Source organism: Halobacillus sp. K22 (assembly GCF_052246795.1).
Lineage (GTDB): Bacteria > Bacillota > Bacilli > Bacillales > Halobacillaceae > Halobacillus.
The window spans coordinates 1-18178 of the sequence record NZ_JBQQCN010000043.1; the positions used below are offsets into that span (position 1 = coordinate 1).

Below are 18178 nucleotides of genomic sequence, written 5' to 3' on the forward strand. Positions count from 1 at the left end.
TGTAGAAAATCTCCAAATTTCCAATATGCTCAAAAACCGAAAACTATCCAAATCGATTAGTGATGTGAGCTGGTCGATGTTCACGTCTATGCTCGAATACAAAGCAAAGTGGTACGGGAAGCAGTTGATACCCGTATCTAAAGTTTTTGCGAGTTCACAGCTGTGTTCCCAGTGCGGATACCAAAACAGTGAGGTAAAGAATCTCGCTATTCGAACGTGGAACTGCCCGAATTGCGGCTCCCGCCACGACCGCGATCTAAATGCGAGTTTCAATATACTAAATGAAGTTCAACGACTCCTTTCAACCGTCGGTGCGACGGGGCTAGCCTAATCATTTGAACGAACCGTTAGGTTCGTGCTCTTAGGAATCCCCCAACTTCAAGGAGCGTCAGCGAGTAAGTGGGTGTAGTTCAAACGATTGGGTTACTGAAACGGTTGACCAGTCCTTCTGGTAGAGGAGCACCTGTGTCATAAGACCGGTTACCAATAATGTCTTTAATTTCGCTCAGACGGCTCCCTTCTGGATTTTCCCAATAAGATAAAATGAACTGGAACAAAAGCTTTCCTTCTTCGAACGCATCTTGATAGTGGTCCAGGAAAGAAGAGGTGTGCGGCTCATTAGTCGCTGGGTGATGCCAGCGGTTTTTTTGCTCATTTAGATAATCTTTGTCATCGTTAACTGGCTGGTGGGAAAAAGAAGATACAAGGGAACCAAAGTATTTGTTTTTCCATTTCCAAGGGTCATAGAGCACACGCTGAGCTAACTGGATGTGGCGGTAGGACTGATGAATAAAATTAGAAGGGTAGGCTTCCGATAATCCTGGAAAATGTTTTTCGAGAAGCAAGTCCATTAATTGAGCAATAGAATGCAGGGAACGGCTTTTTATCTCTTTATGAACTGGATTCTTCCACGTTTTTATAGAACGGAACCGCTCAAGCATAATGGTGTCAATGATGGTTTCCAGCTCCTGATGCTTATCTGACTCATAACCCGCATGGTAATGGATAAAAGGATGAGTATGGCGATCAAGAACATGGTGGCTGACAAATCCAATAATGAAGGCCTGGAGATGATTTTTATGATAGGCACCTCGCTCAATCATGTCTATTAAGAGCGGACCGCACTGCTCGGTATGTAATTTCATTCCCACTTCATCTACATGCTCGTCTTGAGAAAAAGGCAGGAAATTATGATAAAAAAACGGATCCGGTCCCTGTGCTCCTAAATGAAGAGACTGGCCGGATGTCTGGATAAGGTCGCTTCGGTTCAACTCGTTGCACAATTGATCGACAAACAATATATGAGTCCAAATATTTGGCATCATTCTCACCTCCATCCTCTATTATAAAGGATTTTTAAAAGAATTCATTAAAAAAGAGCCTGCACAGACCACAGACTCTTTTATGATTCCCACCTAACTGGACCATTTGAAAAGATCGAGCAAAAACAATAATGCTTTTTACCGGGAACCTCCTTCCTAGTGGTAATTAAGTACGATTGCTTCTGCCTCCTTTCTTTTATTAAAATCTACTATACATTAAAAACAGAAAATTGTAAATAATCTGATAATAATTTATCGAAAATTGTTTTTATAAATCTTAGCTTGAGATGAATGTTCAAAAGATTCTTGATACAATAATGGAGGAGTGGATGAACATAATAAGGAGGATTTATCATGGATTACCGCATTGAAAAAGATACAATTGGCGAGATACAAGTACCGAGTGAAAAATACTGGGGGGCTCAAACCCAGCGAAGTAAACAGAACTTTCCAATCGGTGATGAAAAAATGCCGAAAGAAGTTATCGAAGGTTTTGCAATTTTAAAGAAGAGTGCTGCACGAGCCAACTTTGAATTAGGGTTGTTGGAAGAAGAGAAAGCGGACGCTATTGAATACGCAGCGGATCAAATTATTTCCGGGGATCTCGAAGAGCACTTTCCTCTTGTCGTTTGGCAGACAGGGAGCGGTACTCAGTCCAATATGAACGTAAACGAAGTTATTGCTTACGTAGGAAATGAATGGCTTAAGAAACAGGAAAGCGAAACGCGCCTTCATCCGAATGATGATGTAAATAAATCACAAAGCTCTAACGATACTTATCCGACAGCTATGCATATTGGAGCTGTTCAGAAGCTTGAGGATGTGGTTCTTCCCGCATTAACTCAATTAAAAGATACCTTAAAAGAAAAAATGGAAGCGTTTGATGAGATTGTAAAGATTGGACGTACCCATTTGCAGGATGCGACTCCGTTAACGCTTGGCCAGGAAATCAGCGGATGGCATCAAATGTTAGAGAAGACGGAAAATATGATTAAAGATAGTACTAAATACGTAAAAGACCTTGCCATTGGCGGTACAGCTGTAGGGACAGGTTTAAATGCACATGAAGATTTCTCAGAACAAGTCGTTGCTAAAATCAATGACGTAACAGGCAAGAAATTTATTTCAGCTCCAAATAAATTTCACGCACTAACTTCTCATGATGAACTTGTTCATACGCATGGCGCATTAAAAGCTTTGGCTGCAGATCTCATGAAAATTGCTAATGATGTTCGCTGGCTCGCGAGTGGGCCTCGTTGCGGCATTGGCGAAATTACAATTCCAGCCAATGAACCAGGTAGTTCCATTATGCCAGGAAAAGTTAATCCCACTCAAAGTGAAGCCGTCACAATGGTTTCTGCACAGATTATGGGAAATGATGCGACTATTGGATTTGCAGCGAGTCAGGGGAACTTTGAACTGAATGTATTTAAACCAGTCATTGCTTATAATTTCCTGCAGTCAGCCCAGCTTCTTGCGGACAGTATGGTTTCATTTGAAGAGCGCTGCGTACGCGGGCTAGAGCCAAATCATGAACAGATTGAAAAGAATCTGCGCGATTCTCTTATGCTCGTTACGGCACTTAATCCGCATATCGGATATGAAAATGCAGCCAATATTGCTAAAACTGCCTTTGAAAAAAATCAAACGCTAAAAGAAACAGCAGTGGAATCTGGTATTTTAACAGCCGAGCAGTTTGATGAATATGTGGATCCGAAGGCAATGACGAAGCCTAACGCATAGAGATTTGTAAGTTGTTTAGCCATGTAGTGAGCCTGGCAAAAAACCTCCATTAATTTCCAGTAATTTTTTTGACATAAAAAATACAATACCGGCTCATACTACTTTTACACAGGAGGTGAGACAACATGGCTAACAACAACAGTTCAAATCAGTTAGTAGTACCTGGTGTTCAACAAGCTCTAGATCAAATGAAATACGAAATCGCTCAAGAATTCGGAGTACAGCTTGGTGCTGATTCTACTTCCCGTGCTAACGGTTCAGTAGGTGGAGAAATCACTAAGCGTCTTGTACAAATGGCTGAACAACAGTTCGGTGGACAACAACAACAAAAATAAATACTTGTGACGAAAGAGGAAGGGTGCGCCCTTCCTCTTTATTTTGTAGAAAAAGGGAGAAGCAACGCGTTTCCCAAATCAGGAGCTTATGTTTACGAGTATTTTGTGGAAAGAAGTGCAGCATATGCGGGAATGCGGTATTTGTAATGGCTGGGATCAAACCTTGCACCTGTGCCCTAAGTGTAAAGGAATGATGGAGGATCAGGGAAGGATCACCGATTTTCTGGATGATTATAGTCCCTACCTGGATCAAAAATGGACAAATCTGGTGGACGGCGATGAGGATTCTTCTATTACAGAAGAATGTATTCATTTGTTTATCTGCGACGAGTGCGGACTCCGGGATGTGCAAAGCTCATAAAAAAGCGCAGCGTGAAAGCTGCGCTTTTTTCTCCTGTATAGCAATTAGCGAATACGCAATTCAGAATCTTTATCAAAGAAGTGAACTTTGTTCATGTCAATCGCAAGCTCGATGTCTTCGCCGCCGTTAATATCCGTACGGGAGTCTACACGAGCGATAAATTCTTGATCATTCAGACGGGAATAAAGGTAAGATTCAGACCCCATCATTTCGGCTACTTCGATATGTGCTGTAATCTTCTTATCCTGGTTAGCATCGATGAAAACAGGCTCATCGTGCATATCTTCTGGACGAACACCAAGGATTAGATCTTTGCCTATATAGTTCTGTTCACGAAGAGTTTTCATTTTTCCTTCTGGAACCGTAATCTTAACGGTACCAAGATCAATCTTCCCATCTTCTAATGTGCCGTGAAGGAAGTTCATGGCTGGTGACCCGATAAATCCGCCTACGAAAACATTTTCAGGTTTGTCATAAACATCTTTAGGTCTACCAACCTGCTGAATAATACCATCTTTCATAACCACAAGGCGAGTGGCCATCGTCATCGCTTCTGTCTGGTCGTGTGTTACATAGATTGTTGTGGTTTGCAGACGCTGGTGAAGCTTTTGGATTTCCGCACGCATTTGCACACGAAGTTTAGCATCCAGGTTGGAAAGCGGTTCGTCCATCAGGAATACCTTAGCGTCACGAACGATAGCACGTCCAAGTGCAACACGCTGACGCTGACCACCTGACAGCGCTTTCGGTTTACGATCAAGTAAAGCTTCCAGCCCAAGAATATTGGCTGCATTATTTACGCGCTGCTCAATTTCTTTTTTGTCCATTTTACGAAGCTTCAATCCGAAAGCCATATTGTCATAGACGTTCATGTGAGGATAAAGAGCATAGTTCTGGAAAACCATTGCGATATCCCGGTCTTTAGGTGCAACGTCGTTCATACGTTTATCGTCAATCATAAAGTCGCCGCCGGTAATTTCTTCAAGTCCCGCGATCATTCTTAGCGTTGTAGATTTACCACAACCGGATGGTCCTACGAATACGACAAATTCTTTATCGCCAATATCTAAATTAAAGTCTTCAACTGCTTTTACATTCTTATCATATACTTTTTCAATATTGTTCAGTTTTAGTTCTGCCATTATGACTCACTCCAATGTAATTTTTGAAATCGCTTTCTTGACTGTTTATAGTGTAGCGAATTCTGAAAAATGGGTAAATGGACAAAGTGCACAAAGATTCGTCATTAATCTTTGTGCACTTTGTTATTGATCCAGAGTGAGTAAGGCTAGATACGTAATCATGGCGCCTTCGAACTGCTTTACATCTATACCGGTTTTTTCGATAAATTTATCTACACGGTATTGAAGGCTGTTGCGGTGCATGTAAAGGTTTTTCGCTGCCAGGGTCGCATTGGAACCGGACTGAAGAAATACTTTAATGGTTTGCAGCAGATCCTTATCGTTCTTAATCTCCTGAAAGATAGAACGATGGATATGTTCCCACTGGGGCTCAGGGATCGCTTCAATAAACAAATAAGGCATGACTTCTTTGTAGGTGACGGCTGAACCGATCCGGTATTTTAAAGCTAGCGTATGACAGTAGTCGGCCCATTTATAGATGGATGGAGAAGAAGGGATATCATGTGAGAATTCGCTGATATAGAATTGAATATTGGTATAAAAATCGCTCATCAGTACATCGACAATGCCCTGGAAGGATAAAGGCTCTTGGTTCTCTTCATGAATTTCTTCAATAATAAATCCTTCCCCGTTTGTTTCCCAGATCACAGGCATTTTTCTTGGAAAAAGGGATTGAAACGCTTCTTGAAAGGATTCCTTGTCTTCAGGGAGATTCGCTATCGAAAAGAACACAAATCGGTACTGAATCGGCCAATGAATCGGCAGGTGATCCTGATGGCCTTTTAAGAAGTCATTCCAGGCCGTTTCCCGTTCCGTTTCTGTCGGAAGATCCACCGGTGCTGGAGTGAGAAAAACGGAAAGTAGTTTGGTGTCTCGTGCTTTAATTTCCTCGTTGAGAATACCGATAGTATCCATCGAAGGGGTCAAATACCAAGTATATGCGTCGGAATGGTCGGTTTCTTCAGGATCTGATATAATTAATGAAGGGTAGATAGTTTTAAGCTCTGCAATAATGGTCATGAATATCTTCCTTTTTTATAGATTCTTTACTATTATAGTAGTACATTGCACAGGAAACTTAAAATCAGCACCCCGCAAATGGGTTTAGGGTATAGTTCTTTATTTATAGGTATAGAAGGGAGTCGTTCCTCAATGGAACAAGTGAAAGACAGTAATTTATACGGTCAGGAAACAAAAAACCGTTTGAAAAGGATTGAAGGACAAGTCAGAGGCGTATTAAAAATGATGGATGAAGATAAAGACTGCAAAGATGTTATAACCCAGCTGTCAGCTGCCCGTTCAGCTATGGACCGTGCGATCGGATATATTGTAGCCAAAAATCTGGAAGGCTGCATCCGTGAAGCCCATGAAGAAGGCGAATCTGCAGAAGATTTAATCAATGAAGCTGTACAAATGATTGTAAAAAGCCGATAAACACAAAGCCGGAGATGTGCGAAGCATCACCGGCTTTTTTCATCTTTGCGATCGTTAACGTCTGGGATTTCTCTTTGGCTGCTCAGGTATTTCATGGGCTTCACCAAGTTGCTCATTCCCATATACGGGTTTCACAGTTCCACCGGCCATACCTTCGTTGATCATACGGTCGACATCCAGTTCATACTTGTCTTTTCCTTCGGGAACTCGATTGCTTTCGTACTTCTTCATATTATTCACCTCCCTTAATAGTTTGTCCGTAATCAATTGAACCATGAAGGTTTCGAAAGATGTTCCCACCAGGAATTTTCATATTTCCTATAAACGGAACTATTCACATCAAGAATTAAGATCTGTTAAATATTAGTTGATTCTCATATGAGGCTTATTAAAGAATAGGACCGGTTAATTTAAGACTCGAATTCGAGATATTGGTTTAGAGTGAAGGTCATACGGGGGACGATTCGCTTTCCGTGGGCATGTGCTGAGCCTCCTCAGTCTTCGACTTCCGGGGTCTCACCGGTCATGTTTATCCCACAGGAGTCTTCATCGTCCCCCTTCGGACCTTGCTAAATCAGGAGCTCGAAACGGCTTCAAACCTCATCTGCTGGATGTGGAATTAGATCATGTGGTTTTCTACCCATTTTCAGGATGGAATTACCCGCAATAGCCTGTCCTAAAAGGATTTAATTCAGATGAAGTAGAAGAAATTTTCTCTTCTGGAAGGGTCCGTTTTTTCTTAATCATGTTGGGTTGGTGGGGAAATGGCGAGACTCCCATAGGAAAGCGAGTTATTTCCCCACCAACCCTTCTCCATTTAACGTAACGGGCCCCGATTATCTCAAAACTGAGTCTTCCAGTATAGGGAGCTTTTTCGTAAATATCGATACGGAGGTTTAAGAGAGCTAATGGAAACGAAAAGCGGGTAGTTTTTACATAAAAATTGGCACAATCCTTGAAATGTCTTATACTTGGATGAGATTAAATAAAGAGAGGTTATACCCATGAATCCTGTACTGCTCGTGTTAATGATGATAGGAATTGGGGCATTAATTGGAGGGTTAACCAATTCCCTTGCTATAAAAATGTTATTTCGCCCCTATCGTGCGTTGTATATAAAGAACTTTCGCCTGCCTTTCACCCCGGGCCTGATTCCAAAGAGACAGAAAGAACTCGCCAGACAGCTGGGGCGTATGGTGGTTGAGCATTTACTTACTGCAGAAGGTTTGCGCCGCAAACTGGAGAGGCCTGCTTTTCAAACCCAAATGACGGAATGGGCTCAGGAAGAAATTGAGAAGATACTTAATCATCCGGCGACTCTTAAAGAAATGCTGGAGGAGCTTGATTTGGATATGAATACGGTCCATCTTGAGCAGTCGATTTCCAGTTGGGTAGAGAACCGCTATCATTCTGTGATGGATAATTACCGGGAAGAGACATTGGAAAATCTCCTCTCCCACGAATGGAAAGAAAAAATTGAAGTGGGAGCCGATCAGGTTGCCGATCATATTCAAGAACAGGTAAGATTGTATTTCCAAAGTCCGGAAGGCAGATATAAAGTAACAGCTCTGATTGAGAATTATCTGGATAACCAGGGGTTTCTTGGAAATATGGTTTCTTCCTTTATGGGTCCGGATGGCATTACTGAACGAATCTATCCTGCGATTATTCGTTACGTTTCAGATAGAGAAATGACTTACTGGCTGAGAGGCATGCTTCAGTCTGAACTACAACGGGCTATGAATCAGCCTGTTGGATTTTACGAGGATAAGATTGGACGAGACGCCGTTGGTCATACATTAGGACAAGCCGTCGCGAAAGCACTGCCGCTTGATGAATGGCTGGAAAAAACGGTAGCTGAATGGTCAAAACCTTATCAGCGTAAAATTCTTCAGGAATTCGTCCCTCTTCTAGTTAAGAAGGCAAGTGTGCTATTATCTGGCAAGGTGGAGAGTATGATGGAATCCATGCATCTTTCAGAAATTGTGCAGGAAGAAGTGGAATCCTTTCAGGTCGAACGCCTCGAAGAAATGGTGCTTGGAATCTCCCGCCGGGAATTTAAAATGATTACGTATTTAGGGGCGCTGCTTGGCGGTCTGATTGGTTTACTGCAAGGTTTCATCGTTTTATTTCTTGGATAAATAGCGATTCCTATACAGGACATCTTCATTTTGTTATAGTGGGGTAGGAGTCAAAGAACGAAACAATTTAGGAGGCTTTTAATTTATGGCTAATATTTATGATCACGCGTATGATCTTGAAAAAGCAATTAGAAACAGTGAGGAATTCACAAGCTTGAAAGAAGCTTATGAAGCAGTAATGAATGATGAAGCTGCTAAAAAAATGTTTGAAGATTTCCGTCAAACACAAGTAACTCTTCAACAGAAACAAATGCAAGGTGAAGAGATTTCTGAAGAAGAAGTAGAAGAAGCTCGTAAAGTTGTTGAACTTGTTCAGCAGCACCCTCAGATTTCTAAACTGATGGAAGAAGAGCAGCGCTTGAACACTGTTATCAATGATGTTAGTAAAATCATCACTAAACCGCTGGAAGAGCTTTACGGAAACCCGGAAGAGCCACAGCAGTAATAAAGAAAGCCACCCACTTGAAGGGTGGCTTTTTTGTTGGATTTTTTAACGATAGGTCCCAGTTTGGTAACTTCTAAAAAAACTTCTGTCTCTATCGACAGTTTTATGTCGTTTTGTGCAGGGAAAATTCTTACAAATGGAGAATTAAAAAATAGAGAGAGAATTTTTATAAAGGGGTTTGAGAATGAAACATTTCATTATTGAAGAAATAGACAATGTCGTCCATTTAAAAATAGCCCGTGGTGAAAAATATAATGCATTAGATGCAGGTATGTTGAAAGAATTCGCAGAAGCGATTCAACAGGTGAAAGAATATGAAGGTCAGGTAGTGGTCCTCTCAGGAAAAGGAGACGGCTTCTGCGCCGGTGGGGATCTTAGTATGATGGACATTGTGAGCGATGCAAATCAGTACGACGAAGTAATGAATCACATTGAAACCATTGTATCTACCATCTATACCATGCCGAAAATCGTTGTTTCCGCGATTCATGGGCCTGCCGTAGGACTCGGATTAAGCATTGCCCTTGCAGCCGATTACGTAATAGCTGAACCGGATGCTACGATTTCAATGAATTTCATAGGCATTGGTCTAATTCCTGACGGCGGAGCTCATTTTTGGCTTCAGCAGCGCCTCGGAACTCACCAGGCCAAGCAATTTGCCTGGAATGGAGAGCAGATGCGGGCTAAAGAGGCCTATGACCACAAATTAGTGGATATCGTTGTAAATGGATCCGTTGAGGAAGAAGCTCATGAACTGGCTAAAAAATGGAACCAGCGTCCATTAAAATCAATGATTGCTACGAAGGAAATATATCATCAGTATGGACTCGATCAATTATTGCTTTATCTTTCGAAGGAACGAAAAGCACAGTGGGATATGAAGCAGACTAACGATCACAAAGAGGGTGTGAAAGCTTTTAAAGAGAAAAGGCAGCCACATTTTAAGGGAGAATAATAAAAGCCGCGCATTTCTGCGCGGCTTTTTTTTATGAGATCTCTACCCTCTTAATGGGCATATGCAATGAGAGTGGGAAGGGTTATCTGTGAAAAAGGACCAGGTGTCCCTCAGGTGCAACACAGCGATGGGTTTGTTCACTATACCCTTCCTCAGCTAATCTTTCTCTTCCTATTTTCTTTGCTTCATCATCATTCTCCGCTTGGAAGGTTTCATCCAATACGTTGGTTCCGTCACTTTTAAATACGGTTAAAAAATATGTCTTCACAGCTGTTTCCTCCTTGGACTGAATAGGTGTTCATTATTTTACATTAGCGATTGATGATTGAAATTCCTGCTTTCTTGAAAACTTTTTAATTAATTGAAACAAAATTGTAGTCTTTTCGTAGTAAGATTAGAAGGAAAGGGGTTCAGAAAATGACTTTACGATTAGAGAATGTAACCAAGAAGTTTGGAACGTTTACAGCAGTCGATCATTTATCGCTGGAGATACCAGAGAAGCAGATTTTTGGTTTTTTAGGTGCAAACGGAGCTGGTAAAACGACAACCTTCCGTATGATTTTAGGGTTGATGGATCAAACCAGTGGATCCATCTCCTGGAACGACGGGACGATTGGATATGCTCAAAGCCATTTAATTGGATACTTACCAGAGGAGAGAGGGCTGTATCCGAAATTAAAAGTGCAAGAACAACTTATTTACTTAGCCAAACTGAGGGGAATGAACAAGTTGGAGACAGTAAAGGAAGTGGACTATTGGCTGGACCGATTTAAAGTACCTGAATATAAACATAAAAAAGTAGAAGAGCTATCCAAGGGAAATCAGCAGAAGATCCAATTTATATCCGCAGTCTTACATAAACCTAAACTCCTTATATTGGATGAGCCTTTCTCTGGCCTCGATCCAGTGAATGTGGAGATGTTGAAAAAAGCGGTCGTGGATCTGAAAGAAGCGGGCACCTCCATTGTTTTTTCTTCTCACCGAATGGAGCATGTGGAAGAGCTTTGTGAGCATCTGTGTATACTTCATCACGGCACACCAGTTGTCCATGGACGTTTGAAAGACATTAAGCGTTCCTTTGGCAAAAAGAATATTCGGGTACATGCGGACTTTAACACCGCCTACCTGGAGCAAATTCCTGGCGTTACCAAATATAAGCCTGTTCAGGACGGGTGTGAACTGGAAGTGGAATCAGAAAACATTTCACAGGAGGTTTTTCGCGAACTGCAAGGAAAAGGCTTTGTCCGCACGTTTGATCTTGAAGAGCCGACATTAAATGATATCTTTATTGAGAAGGTGGGGGCTTCCTATGAATAAATTCTTCATTATGATGGGGCACACCTATAGAAACCGGGTGAAATCAAAATCGTTTCTAATCACCACCATCATTACGGTGCTCATTATTTTTGGACTGACGAATTTACAGAATATCATCGAAACCTTCAGCGGTGATGGGGAAGAAAAGACTGTGGCTATGATTGCTGAAAACGAAGATTGGATTGAATCGATTAAACAGCAGCTGGGTACAAATGAGGAAATCGCCATTGAATCCTATAATGGCAGTCTGGAAGAGGCAAAACAAAAGGTAGAAGAAGGAGACTTTCATTCCATTACTGTGCTTGAGGAAGCGGAAAATGGTCTGCCGGAAGCTGATTATTATGCCAATCAAGTTGCGAACACTGAAACGAGCCAGCCGATTCAGCAGGCTCTTCAGCAGGTGAAGGTTCAGATTATAACAGAAAGAGCAAATGTGAATGATGAGGTTCTTCAACAGATCTCAACTCCTGTCGCTTTTGAGTTAAACGCACTCGAAGAAAGTGCCAAAACAGCTGAAGAACTCAATCAGACACGCGGGCTTGTCTATGTCATGCTCTTTTTCATGTATTTTGCTGTGATGATGTACGGGAATATGATTTCAACCGAAGTGGCTACTGAAAAATCCAGCCGGGTTATGGAAATCCTGATCTCGAGTGTATCTCCTGTGAATCAGATGTTTGCCAAAATTGTCGGCATTGCTTTGGTAGGGTTGACGCAGTACGGAATTTTTATCCTGGTAGGCTATTTAGGTATTCAGCAAAGTAAGAACTCTGGGAGCGCTTCATTGCTTGAATCATTTGGCCTTACAAATGTAGATCCGTTGACTGTTGTGTATGCCCTGGTATTTTTTGTCCTGGGTTATTTACTATATGCGACGCTCGCTGCCACACTGGGTTCGCTAGTTAGCCGGCTAGAAGATGCTCAGCAAATCGTAGCCCCCATGATGATGCTTGTAATTGCTGCATTTCTCATTTCAATGTACGGTCTTGCACAGCCAGATGCTGCCTTTATTACCATCAGTTCCTATTTTCCGTTTTTTGCTCCGCTGACGATGTTCCTGCGAGTGGGAATGCTGGATGTACCGATCTGGGAAGTCGCACTTTCGATCGGCATATTGATCGGTTCCATTATATTGCTTGCTTTCCTGGGCGCCCGCATTTATCGGGGCGGGGTGCTCATGTATGGAAAGTCTTCTTCCTTAAAGGATTTGAAAACCGCATTACAGCTCTCTAAAAAGGAAAAATAAAACTAATCCGCGTTTCCAAACTGGGAACGCGGTATTTTTGATTTTTGGTAACTGTAAAATCAACCCTGATCTAAAAGAACCTTTTATTAAAGGCGAACGTGCATTCGAAATTCAGCTTTGTTAAAATAAAGGAAAAAGCGAAGCGAAGAAAGGAGTGGAGCTATGCCAGAAAAGCTGCGATTTATTCATACAGCAGATTTGCATCTGGACAGTTTATTTAAAAGTAAAAGCAACGTACCAAAAGCACTGCTGGAACGTTTGAGAATGAGCACTTTCGAAGCTTTTGACCGGCTTATTGATGCCGCTGTGCGCTTTCAGGTGGATTTCGTATTAATCGTTGGTGATTTATTCAATGAGGAAATGAGAAGCTTGAAAGCTCAAGTACACTTGAGAAAAGGGTTTGAACGGCTCGCTGAACATGCTATTCAAGTGTACATGAGCTATGGAAATCATGATTTTTTAGAAGGAGCTCATTATCCTATTGAGTTTCCAGCAAATGTACATATATTCACCTCTCAGGATGTAGAAGCTTTTACACATAATAAAAAAGGAGAGACGTCTGCCAACATCTATGGCTTCAGCTATGTGGAGAAGAAGGTCAAGGATCGTAAGGTGAATGAGTATATTCGTCAGCCGGGAGCACCTTTACATATTGCGATGCTTCATGGAAGTCTCGATACAAATACCGACCACGATGTGTATGCCCCGTTCCGTCTGGAAGAACTGTATTCGAAGCAGATGGATTATTGGGCTCTTGGTCATATTCATAAGCGTCAGTTCTTATCTGAAGAGCCGCCGATTGTCTATCCCGGGAATATTCAGGGGCGCTCCAGGAAGGAGTCAGGTGAAAAAGGCTGTTACGTGATTGATTATGATAATGGAGAGTGGAAAAAAACGTTCCTCCCTCTTCAAAGCTTTGTTTATGAAGCCATTTCTTTTTCCTGTGAGCATCTGGATTCTCCTCAGGAGCTTGAAGGAGTCCTGAATGAAGCTAAAACTGCTGTACAGCGAAGCGATGGCGGCGTCATGCTCGAAGTCGAACTCACTTCTACTTCAGGACAGCTTAAGAAGTGGCAGGCTGAGGGTTTGCTTGACAATTGGGTCGAACTTTTGAATGAAGATGAAGGAACAGAAGACCTTTGGGTATGGATTGACCGAGTCCGTATTGAGGATGAGCCTCTCTGGGATGAAGAAGATCTCAGGAAAGGCCAGCATTTTACGGGGGAACTTTTAAGAGAAATGGACGAGCTTGACGATGGAGCCATAGAAAATTGGCTCGCCCCTTTATTTCACCACAGGAAAGCTGCCAGGTTTTTAGATTCGCTTTCCCCAGTAGAAAAACAGGAAATTATTGAGGCAGCTAAGACGCTCACACTGGACCAGTTGTTTACAAAAGAAGGTGAGCATTCATGAAGATTAAAGAAATCCATATTTACGGATTTGGAAAGTGGAAAGACTATTCTATAAAGCTTGAGAACGGGCAGTTCACTCTTGTAACTGGCCGGAACGAAGCTGGAAAATCTACGCTGTATCAGTTTATTCTCTTTATCTTCTTTGGGCTCTCTCCAAAAGAACGTGAATTTTACCGCCCTAAAAGCGGCGGATCGGTAGGTGGTAAACTGATCGTTTCCACCTATGAGTACGGAGATGTGGGGATTGAACGTTTGCACGAAAAAGAGAATGGCAAAGTGGTCTGCCGCATGCAGGACGGCAGGGAAGAAGGGGAAGAGTGGCTTAAGGATCAGCTGGGAAGAATGAACCGGGATGTGTATGATGCTATTTATAGTTTTAGTGCCGAAGATTTAACAAACTTGAATCAATTAAAAGGCAGTGAGATCGGGGAAGTACTTTTAAACATTGGAATGACTGGATCGGAGCAGATTTATCAGACCGAAAAGTGGCTGGATAAAATGAGCCAGGATCGTTTCAAACCGAAGGGCAGAAAGCCGGAAATTAATCAGCAGCTTCAAATTGTTGAGGAGCTTTATCGGAAACAAGCCGTAGCTGAAAAAGAAGAAGGCTCCTACCAGGAACTAAAATCAGACTTGATAAAATGGACTGAGCAAGTGAGGGAAATGAGCGAAGAGATTTCAGCAAGAAGAAACGAGCAGTATAATTTGGAACAAATGATCAAAGCGCTGCCTCTCGTCCATGAATTCCATCAGCTGAAAGCCGAGATGAACCAATCCAATGACGATGATTCATTTCCGGAGGAAGCCAGGGAGCGTTATCAGCAGCTCAAAGAAGCCATTCTTCCATTGGAAAGCGAAAAACAGGTAACCAGGACGAAATATCAGGAATGGGTATCCAAACAACAAGCCATCAAGCAACAGCTCGCTTCAGAAAAGGATTGCCAGGAAGTGGAATCACTTCTTGAAAGACAGCCAGACTTTGAACGGGCTTCTAATCAAGTCGAACAATGGAAAGAGCGGAGAGCTGAGCTTCAGGAGAGAATAGAATACGACCGCAAGCAGATGCAAGTTCCAATTCAAGATGACGAGTGGAATGATTATTCTTTTCCATTTTTTGTTGAAGAAACATGGAGCAACTTAAAAGAGGAAGCGAATAAAATCGATCAGGAAGAGGAGCGTCTGGATGAGTGGGAATCTGATTTAAAAGTAGATAAACAATCCATTTACCAGCGTAAGGAGTCTCTGGCCGGAAAGATGATGGATGAAGAAAAAGCAAGGAGTTACTCAGAGCAGTTGACTATGCATGGTCAGGCGGGAGCTTCTTCCCATGCCGAGACGTCAGAACAGTTATTGAAAGTGTACCGGCTGGTTTGGATTTTATTTACGTTCATATTATTCACTGCCGGATGGACAATTGCTCTTCTTGCCTCGCTTGTAGTAATTGGTCTCATAGCTACTCTTATGAGTGCACTAACTGCTTTTGGCGCTTATTGGAGCCATCGGTCTTTACAGAAAGAAGCACTAGTAAAAGAACAAGCGGTAACACCTGTTCAACCCTTATCAGAAATCCAGCAAAAGCTCTCTGAGCATGAAAAAGATAAAGCTGAACGCGCTCAATTGGAAAAACAGGCTCGAAACGCTGACCTAGAAGAGATACGACTGGAAGAAAGAAGAAGACACCTGAATCAGCGAAAAAAAAGGCTGGAAACAGGAATACAGGAACAAGAAACCCTCTATCCATTTTTAACATCTCTGTCTATTGATCACTGGGATAAATTATACCATTGGCTTACGCAGGCAAAGCAGAAATGGTCTGAAAATGAAAAACTGGAACAATCTATAAGGGAACACGAGGAATGGATGCATCATGTGATTCAGGATGTGAAAAGGTTTTATGAGCGCATGAATTGGGAATCGGATTCCAAAGAGGCACATGAGTTCTGGAGGGAACTGAGAAACTGGGCGAACCAGCAACTACAGCTGCAAAATGAGCTGGCTTCCATAACCGAACAGATTTCCAGGACGGAGAAGCAGCTGAAAGATACCAACGCCAGGCTTCATTCCTACTATGAAAAGCGTCAGGAACTTTTTAATCAGGCTGACGTCCCCTCAGAAGAAGCATTTTATTTTCGTTTAAAGCAGACAGAAATCTTAAAAGAACAGTGGGAGCGGCGTCATTCGCTTATTCAGCAGATTTCACGGCTTCTTTCGGAAAAAGAGCAGAAGCAATTTGCCGTCTGGCATGATCCTCCCAGTGAATCCGCACTACAACTTCAATGGAATAGCACAAAAGAAAAAATGCAAGAGAGAGAGAATGAGCAGAGGGACCTTCAGCAACAGGTGGCCGATAAGAGAAGCAAATTAAGAACTTTAGAAAGTTCAGGTCAATATTCAGAACTGTTTCACCATTATGAAGCGGAACGGTCGAAACTTAAGGAACTTGCCATCGAATGGGCTAAATACCAACTGGCCTGGCATGTAGTTCACAAAACAAAAGAAAAGTACAAACAAACATACCTGCCTCAAGTTCTAAAGCAGGCGGAAAAGTATTTTTTCCGTCTCACTAGCGGAAAATATACGGCAGTTCGTCTGTTTGAAGACCGGGAAGCGTTAAGGGTAGAAGACCATAAAGGTCAGGTGTATGAGGTGTTTGAGCTTTCCCGGGGGACGCGGGACCAACTATATGTATCCTTACGGTTAAGCTTAGGTAAAACGATGGCCGAAACTGCCCGTCTTCCTTTTCTGCTGGATGATGCTTTCGTACACTTTGACCAGAAGCGGCTTCCCGTCATGCTGCAAATCATTGAAGAGATGTCAAATGATCATCAGATTATTCTTTTTACATGGAGAAGCGACCTTGCTGGCAGTTTCCAAAAAGTAATGGAGCATAAACTTTAGTAAAATAGGGAATAAGGTCGCAAAGTCCTGCTATTAGTGATAAAATGTTTTAAGATTATAAAGAGGAAATAGCAAATGGAGGGTTTCCATTGCAAAACACACACAACGAAGAATGGAATAAATACGAAGAGACAATCGAACAGTTTATACAAGTGATTGCGAAAAACATGAGTTTGTATGGGATTACTCCCTCAATTGGCCGCTTATACGGAGTTTTGTATTTTGCGGAAGAGCCGATGACTCTGGATGATATGAGGGAAGCGCTTGCTATGAGCAAGACCAGTATGTCCACCGGTGTCCGTGCGCTTTCGGACATGAAAATGGTGGAACCCTCTTTTAAAAAAGGGGTACGAAAAGACTTATATAAATCAGAGGAAGATTGGTATAAGTCGTTTACCTCTTTATTTAGCAGCCGGTGGAAGCACCATACCGAAACGAATATCGAAGAAGCTGATGAAGCTCTTGAAGAATTGAGAGAATTGAAAGAGAAGACAGACAATCAGGAACTTCAGGAGAAAATTGAACAGGACATGTACAGACTGGAATATGCTCAGGATTATTACCGCTGGTTAATTAAATTTATTCATGTGGTGGAATCCGGGGAAATATTTAAGTATGTTCCAAAGATTGATCAAAGGGAAAAAAAGAAATAAAGAACCGGCAGAAGCTGGCCTATCATTCCATTAGCTAAAGATCAGATGCTGAGGGGAAAGGTCCAGCTTCTTTGTTATAGACTCCATTAAATCTCCGTGTGGATTATTAAAGATAAGCTCCCGTTACTGGAAGACTCAGTTTCGAGACTTTTGTGAGAAATAGGTCCTGCGGGGGACGATTTCGCTTTCCGTGGGCATGTGGTAAGCTTCCTCAGGCTTCGCCTTCCGGGATCTTACCGATCATGTTCATCCCACAGGAGTCTCCATCGTCCCCCTCCGGACCTGGCCGAATCAGAAACTCGAAACCACTTAACCCCTGTTTGCTTGGTGAGAAAAAAGCATGGGATGAGACGTGTATTTTCATGCTAGAACGAGGTGGTAAAGCTTGTCACAGAAGTATTCAGGATCTATTTCGAAGGAGAGCATACTCTCTTTTGGAAGGGGCCTTTATCCTCCCGTGGCTGGGTTGGTGGGGAAATGGCGAGACTCCCATGGGAGAAGGAACTAGGAGAGATCCCACAGGGAGTGAAACGAGCGAGGAAGCTCACCGTTCCCCCATAGGAAAGTGTTCAAATGTGGAATCACCCCGAAAGACACGACCAGCATAAGCCGACCATCAAAAGGATGGCGGTTTTGCCATCCGTTGATGAGCGGCTTATGTCTCGAGTGTCTGGGTGATGGAACAAGACGAGTTATTTCCCCACCAGCCCGCTCCTCATCTCGTAACGGACCCAAGATATCTCGAATTCGAGTCTTACACAATCCGGCCCTTTA

18 protein-coding genes are annotated in these 18178 nt (G+C 42.4%); 13 read left to right on the top strand and 5 right to left on the bottom strand.

The features are described 5' to 3' along the window. On the top strand, positions 1 to 331 hold a 331-nt coding region (locus tag ACTWPM_RS19920; RefSeq protein ID WP_443134724.1), incomplete at its 5' end, for an RNA-guided endonuclease TnpB family protein. A 79-nt stretch (positions 332 to 410) separates the two neighbouring features. Here ACTWPM_RS19920 and ACTWPM_RS19925 read toward each other — a convergent pair. Then, entirely contained in the window at positions 411 to 1322 is a 912-nt protein-coding gene (locus ACTWPM_RS19925; RefSeq protein ID WP_443134725.1) for a zinc dependent phospholipase C family protein, read from the bottom strand. A 354-nt stretch (positions 1323 to 1676) separates the two neighbouring features. Here ACTWPM_RS19925 and fumC point away from each other — a divergent pair, with 354 nt between their 5' ends. The 3 genes from fumC to ACTWPM_RS19940 all read left to right on the top strand — a co-directional run bounded on the left by fumC (position 1677) and on the right by ACTWPM_RS19940 (position 3761). After that, positions 1677 to 3065: a class II fumarate hydratase gene (gene fumC / locus ACTWPM_RS19930; RefSeq protein ID WP_443134726.1), complete on the top strand. Its 1389-nt coding sequence runs from the start codon at positions 1677 to 1679 to the stop codon at positions 3063 to 3065. Between the two features lie 125 nt (positions 3066 to 3190). Then, on the top strand, positions 3191 to 3400 hold the full coding sequence (locus ACTWPM_RS19935) for a small, acid-soluble spore protein, alpha/beta type (protein WP_443134727.1): 210 nt from the start codon (positions 3191 to 3193) through the stop codon (positions 3398 to 3400). 88 nt (positions 3401 to 3488) lie between these two features. Beyond that, complete coding sequence (locus ACTWPM_RS19940; RefSeq protein WP_443134728.1) at positions 3489 to 3761, top strand: hypothetical protein; 273 nt, start codon at positions 3489 to 3491, stop codon at positions 3759 to 3761. A gap of 44 nt (positions 3762 to 3805) precedes the next feature. Here the strand turns inward: ACTWPM_RS19940 and ACTWPM_RS19945 are convergent, their stop codons facing one another. Next, the gene (locus tag ACTWPM_RS19945; RefSeq protein ID WP_443134729.1) at positions 3806 to 4903 is read right to left on the bottom strand and encodes an ABC transporter ATP-binding protein; all 1098 of its coding nucleotides are present in this window, start codon (positions 4901 to 4903) and stop codon (positions 3806 to 3808) included. A 123-nt stretch (positions 4904 to 5026) separates the two neighbouring features. Further along, entirely contained in the window at positions 5027 to 5923 is an 897-nt protein-coding gene (locus ACTWPM_RS19950) for a PucR family transcriptional regulator (protein WP_443134730.1), read from the bottom strand. Positions 5924 to 6055: 132 nt separating this feature from the next. Here ACTWPM_RS19950 and ACTWPM_RS19955 point away from each other — a divergent pair, with 132 nt between their 5' ends. Further along, positions 6056 to 6337, top strand: a complete 282-nt coding sequence (locus ACTWPM_RS19955; RefSeq protein WP_041601223.1) for a metal-sensitive transcriptional regulator — start codon at positions 6056 to 6058, stop codon at positions 6335 to 6337. A 54-nt stretch (positions 6338 to 6391) separates the two neighbouring features. Here the strand turns inward: ACTWPM_RS19955 and ACTWPM_RS19960 are convergent, their stop codons facing one another. Beyond that, a complete protein-coding gene (locus ACTWPM_RS19960; RefSeq protein WP_443134731.1) occupies positions 6392 to 6568 on the bottom strand; it encodes a hypothetical protein in 177 nt (58 codons plus the stop codon). A gap of 773 nt (positions 6569 to 7341) precedes the next feature. Here ACTWPM_RS19960 and ACTWPM_RS19965 point away from each other — a divergent pair. From ACTWPM_RS19965 to ACTWPM_RS19975, 3 genes are all read left to right on the top strand, one after another. After that, the gene (locus ACTWPM_RS19965; RefSeq protein WP_443134732.1) at positions 7342 to 8478 is read left to right on the top strand and encodes a DUF445 domain-containing protein; all 1137 of its coding nucleotides are present in this window, start codon (positions 7342 to 7344) and stop codon (positions 8476 to 8478) included. A gap of 85 nt (positions 8479 to 8563) precedes the next feature. Next, positions 8564 to 8923, top strand: coding sequence for a YlbF family regulator (locus ACTWPM_RS19970; protein ID WP_089754106.1), 360 nt, complete (start codon positions 8564 to 8566; stop codon positions 8921 to 8923). Positions 8924 to 9107: 184 nt separating this feature from the next. Continuing rightward, entirely contained in the window at positions 9108 to 9878 is a 771-nt protein-coding gene (locus ACTWPM_RS19975; protein WP_443134733.1) for an enoyl-CoA hydratase, read from the top strand. Between the two features lie 82 nt (positions 9879 to 9960). Here the strand turns inward: ACTWPM_RS19975 and ACTWPM_RS19980 are convergent, their stop codons facing one another. Continuing rightward, the gene (locus ACTWPM_RS19980) at positions 9961 to 10146 is read right to left on the bottom strand and encodes a YhzD family protein (protein ID WP_443134734.1); all 186 of its coding nucleotides are present in this window, start codon (positions 10144 to 10146) and stop codon (positions 9961 to 9963) included. Positions 10147 to 10295: 149 nt separating this feature from the next. On the opposite strand from ACTWPM_RS19980, the gene ACTWPM_RS19985 reads away from it, so the two are divergent. The 5 genes from ACTWPM_RS19985 to ACTWPM_RS20005 all read left to right on the top strand — a co-directional run bounded on the left by ACTWPM_RS19985 (position 10296) and on the right by ACTWPM_RS20005 (position 17404). Further along, positions 10296 to 11195 carry an ABC transporter ATP-binding protein gene (locus ACTWPM_RS19985; protein ID WP_443134735.1) on the top strand — a complete coding sequence of 300 codons (900 nt, stop codon included), beginning with the start codon at positions 10296 to 10298 and terminating at the stop codon, positions 11193 to 11195. Continuing rightward, positions 11188 to 12441 (top strand): ABC transporter permease, encoded by a 1254-nt coding sequence (locus ACTWPM_RS19990; protein WP_443134736.1) that lies wholly within the window; start codon positions 11188 to 11190, stop codon positions 12439 to 12441. Before ACTWPM_RS19985 ends, ACTWPM_RS19990 begins: the two co-directional genes overlap by 8 nt. A gap of 162 nt (positions 12442 to 12603) precedes the next feature. Continuing rightward, positions 12604 to 13854, top strand: a complete 1251-nt coding sequence (locus ACTWPM_RS19995; RefSeq protein WP_443134737.1) for a metallophosphoesterase family protein — start codon at positions 12604 to 12606, stop codon at positions 13852 to 13854. Next, the gene (locus tag ACTWPM_RS20000) at positions 13851 to 16751 is read left to right on the top strand and encodes an AAA family ATPase (RefSeq protein ID WP_443134738.1); all 2901 of its coding nucleotides are present in this window, start codon (positions 13851 to 13853) and stop codon (positions 16749 to 16751) included. The genes ACTWPM_RS19995 and ACTWPM_RS20000 overlap by 4 nt, the downstream gene beginning before the upstream one ends. 89 nt (positions 16752 to 16840) lie before the next feature. Continuing rightward, positions 16841 to 17404 (top strand): GbsR/MarR family transcriptional regulator, encoded by a 564-nt coding sequence (locus ACTWPM_RS20005; RefSeq protein WP_443134739.1) that lies wholly within the window; start codon positions 16841 to 16843, stop codon positions 17402 to 17404. Positions 17405 to 18178 lie beyond the last annotated feature (774 nt).